The following is an 18,967-nucleotide window of genomic DNA, read 5'->3' as shown; positions in this document are numbered from 1 at the left end:
TCACGCAAGGAAAATCTGCCGGAACTGTGGCGGGCGCTGGAAGAGTCTGGCGCCGAGGCGGTGCGCACTATTGATATGGCGCAGGGGCAGAAACAGAGCCGGTTTATCGCCTGGAGCTTTATGACAAAACCGGCGCGCGAAAAAGCCCTCAGCCGCCGCTAGCTGTGCAGGATCGCTTCACGACGGGATAGTGCGTTAACGTAGCTGACTATCTTTACTGCCCCGGCGGTTAAACAGGCTACTGGCTGCCTGACGATCGTCGCGCTGCTGCTGGCAGGTTATGCAATACTGCACGCCGGGCAGAGCAAGCCGACGCGCCTGTGGAATCGGCTCGCCGCACTCTTCGCAGAACTCCGCGCTGGCGCCGTGATGCATTGCTCGCCTGGCGCGGCTGACGGCATCATCAATGGTTGAGTCAATTTGCTCCTGTACTGCGTCATCACGTGCCCATCCGCTTGCCATAGTGACCTCCAATAAAAAAGAGCAGGCGATTGCATCACCTGCTCCTGAGAACGTTCCGTAAAGCCGCCTCAAGGACGGCATAAAGGCTTATTCAATATTTGATTCAATAAACCACAGGAATTTGTCCAGATCACGCGAAGCAGCGGTAAAGATATCTGCGGTATCTTCATCTTCCACTTCGGTAATCGCTTTACGCGTATCGTTAGCCACAACGGCATAACGCTCCGCCAATGCTTTCAGGTGATCCTGCACGCTGTGAATATTCAGCGGGTAGCTTTTCAGTGGCGTTCTGTCGTTCACAACCTGCGTGGTACCCAGCGCCACACCGCCAAGCTGCACCACACGTTCAGCGATGGTGTCCTGATGATCGGTAATTGCCGTGCGGAAGCCATCCAGCATTTCATGTACACCAATGAAGTTGGCGCCGCGCATGTTCCAGTGGGCCTGTTTGGTGATCAAAGACAGATCGATAAATTCGGTAACCAGACGATTGAGCACCTCGATGGTGGCTTTTTTCTCGTCGTCAGCCACATTATTGCGGGTGTAAATCAGATCAGAAGATTTTGTTTTAACCAGTTTAGCGGTACTCATCATTAACATCCTCTTAATGTTGGTTGTCCTAATTAATTACCGAATAATTATAGCACCTCTTTGGCAATCTGCCGGAAAGATATTAACTATCGGTCAAATAGTGCTGCCCTTTGGGGTTTTTAATAATGTTAAATGAGAGTTATTAATATTCTCAATCGCAATTTTCATTGCAGGTATTTGAATAATATGGCTATTTTCAGTAATAGCGCCCGATGCGTATTGTCGCAGAAATTTTTCAATGAATATGTTTCAAAAATCATCTTTTTTTGACTACTGCGTTTTATTACTGTTAATAAAATGCACGCTTTGGCTGAGGTTCTTTAATCAGGAGATATTATTTTTCCCTTTACAGGGCGCAGCGTGAGTGTCGAACCGGCCGATGCCAGAATAATTGCCAACAGACCGAGCCATTGGGTAAACGTTAATAATTCTCCAAGAAAAAGCATCCCGGAAAACGCCGCCAGCGCGGGCTCCATGCTCATTAATGTGCCAAAGCTCTTCGCCGGTAGACGCGTGAGCGCAACCATTTCCAGCGAGTAGGGCAGCGCGGTGGACAGTACAGCGATAGCCAGCCCAATCGGGATCAGGGAGAGTGTCCAGGCGTCGCCGCTGGTAAACGCCACGCCGAGCGGCACAAAAAAGCAGGAGGCGATCAACGAACCCGCCGCCGCCGTGGCGGGGCCATGCTGCGAACCGGCACGCTTTCCTGCCACTATATAAACGGCCCACAATGCCCCTGCCAGCACCGCCAGCAGCGCGCCCTGAGGATCAACATTGGCGATGTTTCCCCGCAGAGGTAAAAGAAACCACAAGCCCGACAGCGCCAGGACAACCCAGATGAAGTCCAGCGGGCGCCGGGAACCGGCTAACGCTAACGCCAGTGGACCGGTAAATTCCAACGCGACGGCGATTCCCAGGGGAACGGTGCGCAGCGACAGGTAAAACGCATAGTTCATGCCGCCCAGCGACAGACCATAAAACAGCAGCGGCAAAACCTGTCGGCGGGTAAAACGCAGCCGCCAGGGCTTGAAGATAACAGTAAGGATAAAGGTGCCAAGGCCCAGACGCAGTGCGGTAATGCCCGGCGCGCCGACGGAGGCGAAGAGAGTTTTTGCCAGCGCCGCGCCGCTTTGAATCGATATCATGGCAATAATCAGTACCAGTAAAGGCAGCCACACTGATGAGCGAAAAGAGGAAAAAGACATCCTGCAACCATCCTTAGTCGATCCAGATAAAAAGAGATTTACCAACAGTGTACGTGAAGGGAAGCGTTTGAAACGGCAGGAGGCGAAAAAAAGCTGTAAGATCAGGTCAATTACGTAAATTCAGGCCAATATCGTCTAAGATTAATCCTAATGAACAAATTTTTACATTCTAATGACATGTTAAATTGAACCTGTTCTTTATAAGGAAAAATAATGACATAGCGTAGATCGTTAACCTTCTGTTACACCAACGCAAGCTTGGACAACAAAATCAGAGCAGAGTTTCCTCAATAGTTTTGTTATATTTTGTCCGTTGTCAGGAGAGAAGTTTTTTCACATTTGAGGTGGTTATGAAAAAAATTGCATGTCTTTCTGCGTTGGCTTGTGTACTGGCCGTATCTGCTGGTTCAGCAATGGCGCAAAGCACAGTTTCTGGTGGTTATGCTCAGAGCGATTATCAGGGCGTGGCTAATAAAGCGAATGGCTTCAACCTGAAGTATCGCTACGAAAACGGCAGCGATCCACTGGGTTGGATCGGATCTTTCACTTATACCGAGAAAGATAGCAGCGAGTCTGGCTTCTATAACAAAGGCCAGTACTACGGTGTGACTGCGGGTCCTGCTCTGCGTCTGAACGACTGGGCAAGCATTTACGGTGTGGTTGGTGTTGGCTACGGCAAATTCCAGCAGAACGCTCAGCAGACGCGTGACAAATCTGATACCAGCGATTACGGCGTTGCCTATGGCGCAGGTCTTCAGTTCAACCCAATTGAAAACGTTGCGCTGGACGTGGGCTACGAGCAGAGCCGCATTCGCAACACCGACGTTGGTACCTGGATCGCAGGCGTGGGTTACAGCTTCTAAGCTGTAGGCTTATTGCTTCACCGATCATAAAAATCCGCCCTCGAGGCGGATTTTTTATGCCGTTTTGCCGGCTAACATTTCCAGCAGCATCAGTCGCAGCGTAAAGGGCGAACGACAGAAGAGCGTCAGCAAGAGCGGTTTTTTCATTTTTCAGCCTCCTGCGGGCGTTTTTTATGCCAAATGGGTAGGGATACGTTCGTATTATAATCAGTTATAGCATGGGCTATACTTTGTAGCCAGCGCTATGCAGCGAAATTTTGTGCTTCAGCGGGCTTCGTTTACACTAGGAAACCAAAATCTGACGTGGTCGTAGCGCGTAAGTGTTAATCAATGAGGAAGCTGAATGAGTCGTCGCGCTAAAGGTGCCATCCCCGCACCATTAAAAGATATCGAAGAGCACGTCGAAGGTTTCCGCCAGGTGCGCGAGGCGCATCGCCGTGAGCTGATTGATGACTACGTTGAGCTGATTTCCGATCTGATCCGCCAGTTTGGCGAAGCGCGTCAGGTGGATATGGCGGCGCGGCTGGGCGTTTCGCAACCCACCGTCGCTAAGATGTTGAAAAGGTTGGCTATCGCTGGCCTGGTTGAACAGGTTCCTTACCGCGGCGTATTTCTTACTGCCGAAGGCGAAGCGCTGGCGGAAGAGAGTCGTATACGCCACTCTATAGTTGAAAACTTTTTGCTGGCGCTGGGCATCAGCCCGGACACAGCCCGACGCGATGCCGAAGGCCTGGAGCATCACGTCAGCGATGAGACGTTGGCTATCTTCCAGAAGTTTTACGAGAATCGTTAGTAATCGTTGTCACCCGCACCCATTTTTAGTCATTAATGCGATTAATGCGCTACCCGACGTAAGTTTGTAAAGAAATACTGGAATTTGTCAGTTTACATCGTATTGTTATAGCTGCGTTAATCATGCGAACCGACAACGGGTTCGCCGTAACCTGATGAGAAATATGGCTAATCAATCAACTCCCCCGTCGGATGATGACCAGCGTCATCAGGAAGACAACCCGCAGCAGGACAAGCAAAATGACCAGCAGGATGATCAGGAGCAGCCGGAGCGCAAACGGCCCGGCAAAAAGCCGCTCATCATCCTTGGCGTGGTGGTGGCGATCGCGATCGTCGTGGCGCTCTGGTTCTGGTTCACTACCCGCAATATTGAAAGCACCGATGACGCCTTCACCGACGCCGATGCGGTGACCATTGCGCCAAAAGCGTCCGGCTACGTCACCAGGCTGCTGGTGAAAGATAACCAGCGGGTGAAAAAGGGCGATCTGCTGGTGGTGATTGATCCCCGCGACAACACCGCGCAGCGCGATCAGGCACAGGCGCAGTTAGGGCTTGCGGTTGCACAGCTGCATCAGGCTCAGGCCGCACTGGCGCTGGCAAAGGTGCAGTACCCGGCGCAGAAAGATCAGGCGCTTGCCCAGCAGGCCAGCGCGGAGGCCAACCTGCGTAATGCGGAAGAGGATTACAAACGTCAGCGCGGTGTTGATCCGCGCGCCACGTCACAGCGCAATATTGATGCGGCAAATGCCCAGTTGAGAAGCGCGCGTGCGCAGTTTGAGAGCGCAAAAGCGCAGGTGGAAGTCGCCTCGCAGATCCAACTGCAAATCCGCCAGCAGGAAACCAACGTTGAGGCGCGTCAGCAACAGGTTCAACAGGCGCAGGCGCAGCTCAATACCGCGAATCTTAACCTCTCCTATACCGAAGTCCGCGCGCCGTACGACGGCTTTGTCACGCGTCGCAACGTGCAGGTCGGGACGCTGGTGCAGGCCGGCACCTCGCTGTTTTCACTGGTGTCGCCTGATGTCTGGATCACCGCTAACTTCAAGGAATCGCAGCTTGAACGCATGAAGCCGGGCGATAAAGTCAACATTACTATTGATGCGTGGCCGGACATGAAGCTGGAAGGGCACGTAGACAGCGTGCAGATGGGCTCTGGCTCGCGCTTCTCGGCCTTCCCGGCGGAAAACGCCACCGGGAACTATGTCAAAATTGTACAGCGCGTGCCGGTTAAGATTGTTATCGATAAAGGTCTCGATCCAAACAAATTACTGCCGTTGGGACTGTCGGTCGAACCTGAGGTAACGGTGGAATGAGTTCCGGCCAGAGCTGGAAACCGGCCAGCAATCCCTGGCTGGTCGCCATGACGGTGACGCTGGCGGTGTTTATGGAGATCCTCGACACCACTATCGTCAACGTGGCGCTGCCGCACGTCGCCGGGTCGCTGTCATCCAGCTATGACGAGTCCACCTGGGTACTCACCTCCTACCTGGTGGCGAACGGTATCGTGCTGCCCATCTCCGCCTTTCTCAGCCGTATTTTTGGCCGCAAACAGTTTTTTCTGATCTGTATTGTGATGTTCACCGTCTGTTCGTTCCTGTGCGGCATTGCCACCGAGCTGTGGCAAATCATTCTGTTCAGGGTGCTTCAGGGCTTCTTTGGCGGCGGCCTGCAACCGGTGCAGCAATCGGTTCTGCTCGACTACTTCAAACCGGAAGATCGCGGCAAGGCGTTTGGCCTCTCTTCCATTGCGATTATTGTGGCGCCGGTGCTCGGCCCGACGCTGGGCGGCTGGATCACCGATAACTACAGCTGGCGCTGGGTGTTCTTCATTAACATTCCGGTGGGCATTTTCAGCGTGCTGGCTATTTATCAATTGCTGGAAGATCCACCATGGGAACGTAAGTGGGCGAAGGGCAAGCTGAAAATTGACTATATCGGTATCAGCCTGATCACGCTTGGTCTGGGCTGCTTGCAGGTGATGCTCGATCGCGGGGAAGATGACGACTGGTTCAGCTCCGGCTTTATCATCACCTTCGCGGTGCTGACGGCGATCGGCCTGGTCGGTGCGGTTTACTGGCTGCTCTATGCCAAAAAACCGGTGGTGGATCTGCACTGCCTGAAGGATAAAAATTTTGCGGTCGCCTCGATTCTGATGGCGGGCATGGCGGCGATCCTTTATGGCAGCTCGGTGGTTATCCCCCAACTGGCTCAGCAGGATTTAGGCTATACCGCCACCTGGTCCGGCCTGGTGCTGTCCCCCGGCGCGGTGCTGATTGTCCTGTCGATACCGCTGGTGCTGAAGCTGATGCCGCTGGTGCAAACCCGCTGGATTATCGCCTTTGGTTTTACCTGTCTGTTTCTGTCGTTCCTCTACTCTGCGACGCTGACGCCGAACGTGGATTTCACCACGCTGGTGATGATTCGTAGTGCACAGACCATTGGCCTTGGCTTCCTGTTTGTGCCGCTCACCACTATTGCCTTTGTCACCATTCCGCAACGGCTCAATGCTGACGCCTCGGCGCTGTTTACCATGTGCCGCAACGTGGCGGGCTCGATCGGCATTTCACTGTCGACAGCGATGATCACCGAGCGCGAGCAGGCGCGCAGCGCGCAGATGGTGCATAACATGTCGCAGTTTAACGAGCCGTTTAACCTGACGGTGGAGCGCTGGGCGCAGTCGGTAAAAGATTTCTCGTCGATGGTTGGCGATCCGGTAACCATCGCCACCGGGCAGCTTTATCAACAGATGATTGCCCAGGCGCGAATTCTGGCCTATATCGACGTGTTTATGGGTCTGAGCGTGGTCGCCCTGATCCTTATTCCCTTTTGTTTGCTGCTTGCGCCGATTAAGAGCGAGGGCAGTGCAGGAGCACACTGACATGAACGTTCTTATCAACTTCAAGCGTTCGCGCACCGGCGCGCTGTTGATCGCCTCGATAGCGCTGGCGGCCTGCTCTGTCGGGCCGGATTACCAGGCGCGTCAGCCGACCACGCCGTCGTCTTTTAACGATATGCGGTCCGGCAGCGCCTCAAAGCCGCAGGCGGCGCAAACCAGCCCAAACTGGTGGAAATCGTTTAACGATCCGCAACTCGACAGCCTGATCGATCGCGCCATCACCGGTAACCTCAGCCTTCAGCAGGCGGTGTTGCGTATTGCCAGTTCCCGCCAGCAGGTGAATCAGGCGCGCGGCGCGTGGTTTCCGTCGGTAAATGGCAACCTCGGCGTCACGCGTCAACAGCTGGGTGCGAAAGGCATTCTGGAGGCGAACGGCGTGTATGATCAGGTGGATCAGGTTGATCCAAACCTGCGCTCGGCGCTGAACGGCCTGACGCAGCCGATCACCAACTATCAGGGCTCGTTTGATGCCTCGTGGGAGATCGATCTGTGGGGAAAAGTGCGTCGTCAGGTAGAAATGGCCAACGCGCAGCAGCAGCAGCAGATTGAGAACCGTAACGATGCGCTGGTGTCGCTGGAGGCGGAAGTCGCCCGCACTTATCTGCAACTGCGCGGCGCGCAATCGATCGTCAACACGCTGCAAACGCAGATCGATATCGCGCAGCAAACCGTCGGGCTGACGCAGAGCCAGCAGCAGAATGGCCTCGCGCCGCAGATGGACGTTGAGAACGCACGCGCGCAGCTCAGTTCGCTTCAGGCGCAGCTTCCGCAGTACGAGGCGCAGAGCCGTCAGGCGATGAACGGCCTGGCGGTGCTCATCGGCAAGCCGCCGGGCGCGCTGGACGGCGAGCTGAGCGCAGTAAAAGCGCTGCCGCCGCTGCCGAAAGCGGTGCCGGTCGGGCTGCCCTCGACGCTGGCGCGTCGCCGTCCTGACGTTCGCGCCGCCGAAGCGCAGCTGCATGCCGCCACGGCCAATATCGGCGTTTCGGTCGCGCAGCTTTTCCCGGATCTGTCGCTGACCGGCCAGTTTGGCATGCGCAACTCCGACATCAGCTATCTGGATAACTGGAGCAGTCACTTCTACAGTTTCGGACCGTCGATTTCGATCCCCATCTTCCAGGGCGGAAGGCTGGTGTCGAGCGTGAAAATGGCCAGAGCCGAACAGGCCAGCGCGGCGCTGGGCTACCGTCAGACGGTGCTGACCGCGCTTCAGGACGTCGAAAATGCGCTGGTCAGCTATCGTACCGATCAGCAGCGCGTGGAAGGGCTGGATCGCACGGTGGCCTCGCTGCAAAACGCGTATAACCTGGCGAATGAGAGCTATGGAAAAGGGCTGGCGACTTTTATCGACGCGCTGGATGCACAGCGTCAGCTGGCGCAGGCCACGCAGCAGGCAGCCTCGGCGCGGGTGCAGAGCAGTCTGGATCTGGTTGCGCTGTACAAAGCGCTGGGCGGCGGTTGGGAAACCTATCAGAACGTGACGCTGCCGGACTATTCGGTATTCGGCCCGGCGGAGAGCGTTACTCCCGCGACCGATTAAAATTTTCAGGAAGCAGGGCCTGCATTTTCAACTCGCGGCTGTGGCGGATAGCGGTTTCCGTTTCACAGCCCGCGTATTCCGCAATTTCCCGCCAGGTAAAATCGTAGCCAGGCCAGCGCTCATACAGCGTACTGATGGCGCGCATCACCCGCTGTCGCGATTTATCGTAAGCCATGCTCGTCATTCGTTTTTCTGCTTCGGCAAGATCGCCAGCCAGCCTGCACACCATAAACGCGTGCAGCGCGGAATAGTGATTCAGAAAGCGGTCAGGATCGTATGGGGTGATCCGCGTGACGCTGGCGGTGAGCTGCACGCGGGAAGAGCAGTGATAATAGCTGTCGCCAAAGAGGCTGCGGTAGCCGAAAAACTCGCCGGGGCAGAAGAGGCGAATCAGACAGACCTTGCCGTTTTCCAGCATGTGATAGAGGCCCACCAGCCCGCTGTGCAAATAGTAAAAGGAGGACGCTTCGTCCTCCTGCGGATAGATACGGGTCTGTTTAGGCAGCGCCTCCAGACGGGTCAACAGGGCGTGGGGTGAGCCTGTCAGGCCTGCAAACAGCGCCGGGCCTGACGTTTCATCAGAACTTTTGTTTCTTTTCCTCAATCTTCACCCCTTTGGTTGGCAAGCCGGTGTCGTAGTCGCGCACCACCGGCGAGACCAGATCGTCCGGCTTCGGACGGAATGCCCCCATCCATTGCGCGTGTCTGCCAGGCCGCCATGGTCGCATCGCCCAGCGATAGCTACGGAACGGATCGCGGATCCTGTCCATATAATCCAGTAACGTATCATGAAGGGCATCGCGGCGCGCGGCGTAGCGCGGATCGTCGATCGCATTGTTCATCTCATCGGGATCCGCCTTGCGGTCATACAGCTCGTCTTCATCAAACAGATTGATCACCAGCTTCAGCTCATTAGAAACCCACGCGCGCATCGGTATAAAGCCGCCAAAACTGTCATGCTCGATTTCATAACGGTTGAATTCCACCATCACTTCGCGCGGCTGCTCTGTCTGCGTTGCCTTGAGCAGCGGCAGCAGGCTTTCGCCATGCAGGGCAGGCGGGCGCGGAATGTTGGCGATCTCCAGCAGCGTCGGCAGCAGATCGATATGGCTTATTGGCGTATCAATTTCGCGTACGATCAGGCCGGGGCCGTGAATGATAAAAGGAATACGCGTAATATCGTCATATCCGGCGGAACCCTTGCTGATCAGGCGATGCGCACCCATCATTTCACCGTGATCCGAGGTATAAATCACCCAGGTGTTATCCCACTCATCGGGCGTCAGGTGATCCAGCACGCGGCCAATCTGGTCATCAACAAAATCATTACAGGCAAAGTAGAGCGGATGGTGATAGCTCTCGCCGTCAGCCACGGGCGACGGCATCGCTTCGGCCCACAGCCTCTGATGCATCGGTTTGCCCTGCAAATCATCCTTCGCTTTCGCGCCCAGCGGATAATGAAAATCTGCGTATCTGTCGAGATAGCGCGGTGGGCAGGTAAACGGGTGATGCGGTTCATCGTAGGAGAGTACCAGCAGAAACGGCCTGTCGTTCTGCTGACGGCGTTCATCCAGAAAAGCGATCGCGCGATCGCTGATGCGATAGCCCCAGGTGAAGGCGTCATCGATAGCGTACGCTTCCAGCTCCTCTTTACTGTTCAGGCCGTTGCGCCACAGGCTTATCTGATCTTCCGACAGATCGGCAAGATAGTTTGCGCCGTCGTACCAGTACTTTTCGTCCCATTCAGGCGGACAAATGCCGGTGCCGAAATAGTCATGGCCGTCCAGATGCCATTTACCGATGTAGCCGGTTTTCCAGCCGCTATTGTGGAAATAGCTGCCCATGGTGCGCATATTTTTGCCCGGCGCGAGGTTATTGGTCCAGGGGCCGCTCTGATTAGAATAGAGGCCGGTAAACAACCCGGCGCGGGCAGGCGTACAAAGCGGGGCCGTGGTGTAGGCCGAGTTAAATTTCGCCCCGCGCGCCGCCAGGCGGTCAATATTGTCGGTTCCCAGCGGCAGACCGGTATAGCAGCCCACCATATTCGAGGCCTGCGTATCGGTCATAATAAAAATGATATTGGGCTGTTTCATCGGGTGGTCTCCTGTTTTAAAGGGGGATTGCCGCCGAAAAACGCCAGCCGCAGGCAGATACCTACAACGACGGCACCGGTCAGCCAGCAGAGCCAGGCGGTGTTCCATCCGCCGAAACGGGCCAGAAACGCATAGACAAATACCATGGCGGACACCACTGCCACCGAGGCGATTTTGACATTTTTCCAGGGCGTTAAATCAACCGCGAAGGCGTCTTTAAATTCAAACGGCGTTTCGCGCGGCGCCAGGCGGCCCACGATCAGCATCATCAATACGTTCAGCAGGAAGGTGATCGCCAGCAGATAGAGAAAGTGGATATGCGATTCAAAGAGATAGTTGATACAGACATAACTCACGATGCCCATAAACAGGGCAAGCTTTGCAGCCAGCGCCGGAATGCGCGGAAAAAAGAAGCCCATTAATACAATGGTCACCAGCGGCACGTTATAGACGCCGTTAAGCTGTTTCATCCAGCTGTAAAGGCCTTCCGGCGCGTTGGCGATGGTGGGCGCAACCACGATCGACATGATGGTCAGCGCCAGCGCAAAATAGCGTCCGACAGCGACCTGCCGTTCCTGCGTTGCATTTTGGTTGATCACCCGGCTGTAAATGCCATAGCTGAACAGCGTACTGGCGCTGTTCAGAAAGCCGGTAAAGGCGCTGATAATGGCTCCGAACAGCACTGCGCCAAAGAAACCGATTAAGGGATCGGGCAGAACCTGATTCACCAGCGCCGGATAGGCCATATCCGCCTTCGGCAGATTCTTAAACAGATGCCAGGCGATAATGCCGGGCAGCACCAGAATCAGCGGGTCGAGCATCTTCAGCACGGCAGTATAAATAGCGCCTTTCTGCCCTTCGACAAGGCTTTTCGACGCCAGCGTGCGCTGAACAATGCCCTGATTAGTACACCAGTAAAAGGTGTTGACGAGGATCAGGCCGGTCAGCGCAGCGCCAAGCGGCACGGGATCGTGCGCGCCACCGATTGAGTTGAGCTTCTCGCCGTGATCGCTTGCCAGCCTGTTTACGCCTGCGATAAAGCTGCCGCCGCCCATCGCCATCAGGCCAAACCAGGGCACCATCAGCCCGCCAGTCACCAGACCGATGCCATTGATCACGTCCGCGACGGCTATCGCCCGCAGCCCGCCGATAATGGCATAGGCGGAGCCGATACAGCCCAGCATCGCCACCATCAGGATCAGCGAGCCGGCCTGGCTCAGACCGGTTATACCGCTGATATTAAACAGGCTGTTCAGCGCCAGCGAGCCGGAATACAGCACAATGGGAAGAAAGCAGATGCCGGTGGCGATCAGAAAGCAGCAGTCCACGATCAGGCGCGTGGTGCGGTCGTAGCGCTCTTCAATGAAATCGGGAATGGTGGCGATACCGCGTTTGAGGTAACGCGGCAAAAATATCAGCGCCAGCAGCACCAGCGGAATAGCGGACATCACCTCCCAGGCCATTACCGACATGCCGAACTTATAAGCCTGTCCGCTCAGCCCGACCAGCTGTTCGGTAGAAAGGTTGGTGAGCATTAGCGAGGCGGCAATAATGGGGGCTTTAAGCGAGCGTCCTGCAAGAAAGTAACCTTGCTGAGAGCGGACATCGTCCTTTCTCACTTTCCACCAGGTCAGCACGCCAACCAGTACGGTGAAAAAGAAAAACGAGGCAATATGCAGCGTATTCATAGAGTAATCCGTCCGGTAAAGTAGTCGCTATTTTTCCCTGCCTTTACGTTGTTGAAACGAAGACAGAATTAACTTCATCATTATTAACAACAATTTATGAAAGGCTAATATCGAGTTGACCTGTTTTATAACCAAAAGTCGGGTCGTTGTTACTGCGCAGGGAGACCGGCTGTTTGCGCCGTTGCCGGTGAAGGAAGTTGTACTCTTTTCAGGAAGCTGTTTTTATGACGATAGTCATAAGCGACATGGGCTTAACTCACAAAACCATAAGAATATGGGTGTCTCTTCAGCCGTTCAGGCTGTCGCGATGAGGTATTCCCCGCCGTATTTTTTTGGCATAATGCGCGCTGGTTCACACATCCCCCATCGCAAACGAAAGGCAATCCTGTGCTAGTTTCCAGCAACGTCACCATGCAGTTTGGCAGTAAGCCGCTGTTCGAAAACATCTCTGTAAAATTTGGCGGTGGAAATCGCTACGGCCTGATCGGCGCCAACGGCAGCGGCAAATCTACCTTTATGAAAATTCTGGGTGGCGATCTTGTTCCCTCCGCCGGTAACGTCTCCCTCGATCCCAACGAGCGTATCGGTAAGCTACGTCAGGATCAGTTCGCTTTTGAAGCGTTCTCAGTGCTCGATACGGTGATCATGGGCCACGGCGAACTGTGGGAAGTGAAGCAGGAACGCGATCGCATCTATGCGCTGGCGGAAATGAGCGAAGAAGATGGCTATAAAGTCGCCGATCTCGAAGTGCTCTATGGCGAAATGGATGGCTACACGGCGGAAGCGCGCGCGGGTGAACTGCTGCTTGGCGTCGGTATTCCGCTGGAGCAGCACTACGGCCCGATGAGCGAAGTCGCCCCCGGCTGGAAGCTGCGTGTTCTGCTGGCGCAGGCGCTCTTCTCCAACCCGGACATCCTGCTGCTCGATGAACCGACCAACAACCTGGACATTGATACGATTCGCTGGCTGGAGCAGGTGCTGAACGAACGCAACAGCACCATGATCATTATTTCGCATGACCGTCATTTTCTGAACATGGTGTGCACGCATATGGCCGATCTGGACTACGGCGAACTCCGCGTGTACTCCGGCAACTACGACGAATACATGACCGCAGCCACCCAGGCGCGCGAACGTCTGCTGTCCGATAACGCGAAGAAAAAAGCGCAGATTAACGAGCTGCAATCCTTTGTCAGTCGCTTCAGCGCAAACGCCTCTAAATCGCGTCAGGCGACGTCACGCGCAAAACAGATCGATAAAATCAAACTGGAAGAGGTGAAAGCGTCCAGTCGTCAGAACCCGTTTATTCGTTTCGAACAGGGGAAAAAGCTGTTCCGCAACGCGCTGGAGCTGGAGTCGGTCACCAAAGGCTTCGATCAGGGACCGCTGTTTAAAAACCTCAATCTGCTGCTGGAAGTGGGCGAAAAATTAGCGATCCTCGGGCCGAACGGGATCGGGAAAACCACGCTGTTGAAAACGCTGGTGGGCGAACTGCCTGCTGATAACGGCACGGTGAAGTGGTCTGAAAATGCCAGCCTCGGTTACTATGCGCAGGATCACGCACATGATTTTGCCGACGACCTGACCGTGTTCGACTGGATGAGCCAGTGGAAGCAGGAGAGCGACGACGAGCAGGCGGTGCGCAGCATTCTCGGTCGGTTGCTGTTCAGCCAGGACGACATCAAAAAACCGGCGAAAGTGCTGTCGGGTGGCGAAAAAGGCCGCATGCTGTTTGGCAAACTGATGATGCAAAAACCGAACGTGCTGATCATGGATGAACCGACCAATCACCTGGATATGGAATCCATTGAGGCGCTCAACATGGCGCTGGAAATGTATGAAGGTACGCTGATCTTCGTCTCGCACGACCGCGAGTTCGTCAGCTCGCTGGCAACAAGGGTGATTGAAATGTCGCCGGGCAAGCTCAACGACTTTACCGGCAATTACGAAGACTACCTGCGCAGTCAGGGCATCGTTTGATAACCAGCAGGAAGCCGGACGGCTTCCTGTTAGCTTTTTTGACCACGGGCTGTTTTTTGTTTTACTCGCTGGAAAAATAAGTTTGTGGGGTGAGCTTATTCACCCCCGTTTCAGAGCATCTCAACGCGGTTTTTGCCACCGGTTTTCGCCTGATAAAGCGCTTTATCCGCCTCGCTTATCAACGTCTCGCGCGACGTATTAGTCGCTTCATCCTCCAGCGCATGCACGCCCACGCTGATGGTCACAATCTTCTCCGCCACGTCGCTGCTCTCGTGAGGGATGTTCATCAATGCCACCGCGTCAACCGCCGCGTGCGCATAGCGCAAGGCGCCTTTACGACCGCTGTCGGGCAAAATCACTGCAAATTCTTCGCCGCCGTAGCGCGCAATCAGGTCATCAGCACGATGAGGAACCTGCTGTAACGCGCTGGCGATCCGCTTCAGACACTCATCGCCAGCAAGATGCCCATAGGTATCGTTGAAGCGCTTAAAGGAGTCGACATCGATCATCAGCAGCGCCACGGAAGATCGCGCGCTCTCCGACTTTTCCAGGCTGCTGTCGAGGTAAAGATCAAACTGCCGTCGGTTCGCCAGGCCGGTAAGGCTGTCAACCAGCGCGAGGTTTTGTAGCGCGTGGTTCATCTGCGTGAGCTGATCGCGTACTTCAGCCAGCTCGCGCTGATTCTGGATACTTTTACTCAGATTACGTAGCAGCAGGTAGCCAAGCATAACGATGGCAAGCAGAAGCAGGATGCACAGGACGATATAAACCAGTACGCCGGTCAGCCACGTCTGCAACAGCTGTTGCTTGCCATAACCAACCGTCACCACCAGCGGATACCGCTTCATGCTGGCGTAGCCAAACACGCGCTCGACGCCGTCGATTGCCGCTTTATAAATCGCGGTTCCGCTGGCGGATTGTTTCAGCAGATGCGTAAACAGCGGGCTGCTGGAAAGGTTGCGATTGATGGTGTCGTCAGGGGAAGGTCTGGCGTAAAAAAGGTTGCCTCTATCGCTGATCAGCGCCATCAGCCCGCGTTCGCCCAGCGTATAGTAGCTAAAAATCTGCCGAAAATAATCAATGCGAATGGTCGCCAGCAGTACGCCGCGAAACGAGCCGTCGCTGTTATTCAGACGCATTGATAAGGGAATAATCAGCTCACCCGTACTGCGGCTGCGGATCACCTTGCTGATCAGCATGCCCGGATCGGTATGCGTCATATGGTAGCGGAAATAGTCGCGATCGCTGTTGTTAAAACGTTGTTTCGGCATCTCCGCCGCCGAGGTTACCACCCAGTTTCCGCTGGCATCGTAAACAAACAGGCCGTGCAGCTGCGGCAGAGAGGATTTACGCGTGGAGAGCAGCTCGTGCAGATAAACCTGCCGCTCACCATCCAGCCCGATGAGCGTAATGCGGTCGCGCAGATCCTGTAACACCAGCTCCACCTGAAGAAATGAATCTTCCGACTGCTGCGACACGGATTGCGAAAGATTACGTGCGTTGTTTTGCGTATCGTCAAGCATGCGTTGCCAGGTATTATTGACTATCCAGCCATTCACCAACACCACGGCTACGCAGATAACCGATAAAAAGATCAGCAGCATTTTACGTAAATTAAGCATGCTGGTGTCGTTCTGCGCCCGTATCTCTTCACTCATGTTTACCACATACCTCGCAGGCAGGGTCTTTCGCTACCTTCATCTCACGAAACTGAAGCGCCATTGCATCATAGATTAGCAGCTTACCGCTGACGCGCTCGCCGTAGTGCGTCAGCAGCCGAATGGCTTCCATCGCCTGAAGCGCGCCAATCACCCCCACCAGCGGGGCCATCACGCCCGCTTCGACGCAGCTGAGGGTGGCGTCGCCGAACAGCCGACTGATGCAGCGATAGCAGGGCGCATTGTCCTGCCAGCTGAACACGTTAATCTGTCCTTCCATACGGATTGCGGCACCGGAAACCAGCGGAACGCGCTGCGCGAAACAGATCCGATTTAACTGCTCGCGTGTGGCTACGTTGTCAGTGCAATCAAGCACCACGTCGTGTTTCTTAACCAGCTCCGCCATCGCTTCGTCGTTAAGCTGTGCATTAACGCTGCTGAGGGAGAGATGGGGGTTGAGCGCGCGCAGTCTGTGGCTGGCCGACGCCACTTTAGGCATGCCGATGTCCGCATCGGTATGCAGCGTCTGGCGCTGAAGGTTGGACAGGGAAACCGTGTCAAAATCGAGCAGCGTCAGATGACCCATGCCGGCCGACGCCAGGTAGGGCGCCGCCGCGCAGCCGAGGCCGCCGAGGCCGACCACCAGCGCTTTCGACGCTTTCAGCCGTTCCTGCCCGTCAAAATCGAAACCCCGCAGCACAATCTGGCGGTTATAGCGCAGCGTCTCTTCATCGCTCAGTTCCGGCAGCATTTATCCCTCCAGCAGGGTGTTGAAAGGCTCAACCTCAACCCATTCGCCGGCGTTAACGTTGCCGCGCTCGCGCTCCAGCACGATAAAACAGTTGGCCTGGCTGAACGAACTGAACACGTGGGAGCCCTGAGGGCCGGTGCTGCGCACTTCCATTTCGCCCTCCGCGTTGCGGCTGAGGATACCGCGCTGGAAATCGAGCCGCCCCGGCGTTTTTTTCAGCGAGCCAGTCAGCTTAACGCGCTGGCGTGGCGGCAGTACGGCCGACTGCTGGCCGGTGAGCTTCGCCAGCAGCGGCTGCACCAGTTGATAAAAGGTGAGAGCCGCAGAAACCGGATTACCTGGCAGGCCGCAGAACCAGCTATTTTTCAGGCGGCCAAAGGCGAAAGGCTTGCCGGGTTTAATGGCCAGCTTCCAGAAGGTGACTTCCCCCAGACTTTCCAGCATCTGTTTGGTGTAATCCGCTTCGCCTACAGAAACGCCACCGCTGCTGAGGGTAACGTCGGCCTGGCTGTCCGCCTGCTGAAATGCGGCGCGAAGCGCGTCAGGATCGTCACGAATGATGCCAAGGTCAATTACCTCGCAGCCAAGCTTATGCAGCATCAGCGAGACGGCAAAGCGGTTGGTGTCGTAAATCTGCCCTGCGCCCAGCGGCTGGCCGACAGGCTGGAGTTCGTCGCCGGTTGAAAATATCGCAATTCGCAGGCGGCGAATGACATTTACCTCAGCCACGCCTAATGAGGCCAGCAGCGGAAGCTCCGCCGCGCCCAGGCGCGTTCCAGCACGCAGCACGCGGGCGCCGCGTCGAATATCTTCACCCGGCAGACGGATATTTTGCCCGGCCGCCACCGGCGCGGTAATGCGGATCGCCTCGCCGTCCTGTTCGGTCTGCTCCTGCATCACCACCGCATCCGCACCCGGCGGCACCGGCGCGCCGGTCATAATGCGGATACAGCTTCCTGCGGGCCATTCGCCGGAAAAGGGCGCGCCGGCAAACGCTTTGCCAGCTACGTAAAGCGGTTTTTCATTCTGTATATCTGCCAGCCGCACGGCATAACCATCCATGGCGGAGTTAGCAAAAGAGGGCACATCAATCGGTGAAATCACCTCTTCGGCGGTTATGCGACCTGCGGCATCGATAATCGACAGCGTTTCATCATCGGTAAGCGGGGTAATTTGAGCCAGCATCGTGGCCAGTGCGTCATCCAGGGAAATCAGTCCTGTGGTAAAGGGTTCCATACGTTCTCCGGCGCGCCTGCACGCGCGCTAATCAATCAGATGCTTTTATTATGACGGCAATTTGCCTTAGGGTCACGTAAACGCCCCGTCCGGCATGAGTTATAACTTTTCGTTATTATCAGCCAGCAACCTTTGTGCTTTACATCACTTTACAGGCTGCCTATAGTCAAAAACGACTTATTCCAAATAAATGCAGCCTAACTCAGTGTTTTTCATGCTGATTTGGCAGTCACGACAGAGGCGTTATGGTCAAAGCAGCAATTGCCATCCACGGCGGCGCGGGCGCCATCGCCCGCGCCAGTATGAGTGCGGAAAAAGAGCAGGCGTACATTCAGGCGCTGTCAGACATTGTGTCACGCGGCCAGGCGATGCTGGCGGAAGGACGCAGCGCGCTGGATGCGGTCACCGAGGCGGTACGGCTGCTTGAAGAGTGTCCGCTGTTTAACGCAGGCAAAGGCGCGGTATTTACGCATGTTGGCACGCATGAGCTTGACGCCAGCGTGATGGATGGCCGCACGCTGGAAGCGGGTGCCGTCGCGGGCGTCAGCCGCATTCGCAACCCGGTGCTGGCGGCGCGTGAGGTGCTGGCGCACAGCCCGCACGTGCTGCTGATTGGCGAAGGCGCAGAAAAATTTGCGGCCGAACGCGGCCTTGAACGCGTTGCGCCGGACTTCTTCTCGACCGATGAACGCCGTGAGCAGCTCGAACGCGCTCTGGCGTCTGAGCAGGTGCTGCTCGACCACGATGGCGCCGCGCAGGCGTCGGGCGATCCGCTCGACCCGGATCGCAAATTCGGCACCGTCGGCGCGGTGGCGCTCGACCTTGAAGGTAACCTGGCGGCGGCCACCTCAACCGGCGGCATGACTAACAAACAGGTGGGACGCGTAGGGGATTCCCCCGTCATCGGCGCGGGCTGCTATGCCAACAACGCAAACGTTGCCGTCTCCTGTACCGGCACCGGTGAAGTCTTTATGCGTACGCTGGCCGCCTACGACATCGCTGCGCTGATGGCGTATGCAGGCCTGTCATTAAAAGAGGCGACCGACCGTGTGGTAATGGAAAAAATTCCCGCTTTCGGCGGCAGCGGCGGCCTGATTGCTATCGATCGCGAAGGCAATATCGCGCTGCCTTTTAACAGTGAAGGCATGTATCGCGGCTACGGTTACGTGGGCGACGCGCCAAACGTCGGCATCTACCGTCAACAATAAACAG

General features: G+C 55.8%; 17 protein-coding genes. 8 read left to right on the top strand and 9 right to left on the bottom strand.

The window, feature by feature from the left end:
• Window positions 1–162: RlmF-related methyltransferase (locus GS12_RS23265; RefSeq protein ID WP_152601382.1), on the top strand; the 162-nt coding region annotated here is incomplete at its 5' end.
• A gap of 33 nt (window positions 163–195) precedes the next feature.
• Here the strand turns inward: GS12_RS23265 and GS12_RS07910 are convergent.
• The 3 genes from GS12_RS07910 to rhtA all read right to left on the bottom strand — a co-directional run bounded on the left by GS12_RS07910 (window position 196) and on the right by rhtA (window position 2,258).
• Window positions 196–462, bottom strand: coding sequence for a DksA/TraR family C4-type zinc finger protein (locus tag GS12_RS07910; protein WP_034945670.1), 267 nt, complete (start codon window positions 460–462; stop codon window positions 196–198).
• 87 nt (window positions 463–549) lie between these two features.
• A complete protein-coding gene (gene dps / locus GS12_RS07905; protein ID WP_034913655.1) occupies window positions 550–1,053 on the bottom strand; it encodes a DNA starvation/stationary phase protection protein Dps in 504 nt (167 codons plus the stop codon).
• A gap of 320 nt (window positions 1,054–1,373) precedes the next feature.
• Entirely contained in the window at window positions 1,374–2,258 is an 885-nt protein-coding gene (rhtA, locus tag GS12_RS07900; RefSeq protein ID WP_034945655.1) for a threonine/homoserine exporter RhtA, read from the bottom strand.
• A gap of 350 nt (window positions 2,259–2,608) precedes the next feature.
• Here rhtA and ompX point away from each other — a divergent pair, with 350 nt between their 5' ends.
• From ompX to GS12_RS07875, 5 genes are all read left to right on the top strand, one after another.
• Window positions 2,609–3,121 (top strand): outer membrane protein OmpX, encoded by a 513-nt coding sequence (ompX, locus tag GS12_RS07895; RefSeq protein ID WP_034913661.1) that lies wholly within the window; start codon window positions 2,609–2,611, stop codon window positions 3,119–3,121.
• A gap of 343 nt (window positions 3,122–3,464) precedes the next feature.
• Window positions 3,465–3,914: a manganese-binding transcriptional regulator MntR gene (gene mntR, locus GS12_RS07890; RefSeq protein WP_034945653.1), complete on the top strand. Its 450-nt coding sequence runs from the start codon at window positions 3,465–3,467 to the stop codon at window positions 3,912–3,914.
• A gap of 154 nt (window positions 3,915–4,068) precedes the next feature.
• Window positions 4,069–5,226: an HlyD family secretion protein gene (locus GS12_RS07885; RefSeq protein WP_034913666.1), complete on the top strand. Its 1,158-nt coding sequence runs from the start codon at window positions 4,069–4,071 to the stop codon at window positions 5,224–5,226.
• Window positions 5,223–6,791, top strand: coding sequence for a DHA2 family efflux MFS transporter permease subunit (locus tag GS12_RS07880; RefSeq protein WP_034945650.1), 1,569 nt, complete (start codon window positions 5,223–5,225; stop codon window positions 6,789–6,791). The genes GS12_RS07885 and GS12_RS07880 overlap by 4 nt, the downstream gene beginning before the upstream one ends.
• Before the next feature lies 1 nt (window position 6,792).
• A complete protein-coding gene (locus tag GS12_RS07875; protein ID WP_034945648.1) occupies window positions 6,793–8,349 on the top strand; it encodes an efflux transporter outer membrane subunit in 1,557 nt (518 codons plus the stop codon).
• Here GS12_RS07875 and GS12_RS07870 read toward each other — a convergent pair.
• The 3 genes from GS12_RS07870 to GS12_RS07860 are packed head-to-tail and all read right to left on the bottom strand — an operon-like array spanning window position 8,330 to window position 12,130.
• A complete protein-coding gene (locus GS12_RS07870) occupies window positions 8,330–8,953 on the bottom strand; it encodes a Crp/Fnr family transcriptional regulator (protein WP_052118392.1) in 624 nt (207 codons plus the stop codon). The two genes, GS12_RS07875 and GS12_RS07870, sit on opposite strands and share 20 nt — an antisense overlap.
• Window positions 8,928–10,442 (bottom strand): sulfatase-like hydrolase/transferase, encoded by a 1,515-nt coding sequence (locus GS12_RS07865; protein WP_034945645.1) that lies wholly within the window; start codon window positions 10,440–10,442, stop codon window positions 8,928–8,930. The genes GS12_RS07870 and GS12_RS07865 overlap by 26 nt, the downstream gene beginning before the upstream one ends.
• Window positions 10,439–12,130, bottom strand: coding sequence for a solute:sodium symporter family transporter (locus GS12_RS07860; protein ID WP_052118391.1), 1,692 nt, complete (start codon window positions 12,128–12,130; stop codon window positions 10,439–10,441). The genes GS12_RS07865 and GS12_RS07860 overlap by 4 nt, the downstream gene beginning before the upstream one ends.
• Before the next feature lie 387 nt (window positions 12,131–12,517).
• Here GS12_RS07860 and GS12_RS07855 point away from each other — a divergent pair, with 387 nt between their 5' ends.
• Window positions 12,518–14,110: an ABC-F family ATPase gene (locus GS12_RS07855; protein ID WP_034945642.1), complete on the top strand. Its 1,593-nt coding sequence runs from the start codon at window positions 12,518–12,520 to the stop codon at window positions 14,108–14,110.
• Window positions 14,111–14,220: 110 nt separating this feature from the next.
• Here GS12_RS07855 and GS12_RS07850 read toward each other — a convergent pair whose 3' ends face one another.
• The 3 genes from GS12_RS07850 to moeA are packed head-to-tail and all read right to left on the bottom strand — an operon-like array spanning window position 14,221 to window position 17,755.
• The gene (locus tag GS12_RS07850) at window positions 14,221–15,768 is read right to left on the bottom strand and encodes a sensor domain-containing diguanylate cyclase (protein WP_052118390.1); all 1,548 of its coding nucleotides are present in this window, start codon (window positions 15,766–15,768) and stop codon (window positions 14,221–14,223) included.
• Window positions 15,761–16,519, bottom strand: a complete 759-nt coding sequence (gene moeB, locus GS12_RS07845; RefSeq protein ID WP_034945639.1) for a molybdopterin-synthase adenylyltransferase MoeB — start codon at window positions 16,517–16,519, stop codon at window positions 15,761–15,763. The genes GS12_RS07850 and moeB overlap by 8 nt, the downstream gene beginning before the upstream one ends.
• Entirely contained in the window at window positions 16,520–17,755 is a 1,236-nt protein-coding gene (gene moeA, locus GS12_RS07840) for a molybdopterin molybdotransferase MoeA (protein ID WP_034945636.1), read from the bottom strand.
• 245 nt (window positions 17,756–18,000) lie between these two features.
• Here moeA and GS12_RS07835 point away from each other — a divergent pair, with 245 nt between their 5' ends.
• Window positions 18,001–18,963 carry an isoaspartyl peptidase/L-asparaginase gene (locus tag GS12_RS07835; RefSeq protein WP_034945632.1) on the top strand — a complete coding sequence of 321 codons (963 nt, stop codon included), beginning with the start codon at window positions 18,001–18,003 and terminating at the stop codon, window positions 18,961–18,963.
• Window positions 18,964–18,967 lie beyond the last annotated feature (4 nt).

This window comes from Erwinia oleae, assembly GCF_000770305.1.
Taxonomy (GTDB): Bacteria; Pseudomonadota; Gammaproteobacteria; order Enterobacterales; family Enterobacteriaceae; genus Erwinia; species Erwinia oleae.
The sequence above is the reverse complement of the archived record's forward strand: the minus strand, read 5'-3'. Positions and strand labels throughout refer to the sequence as shown.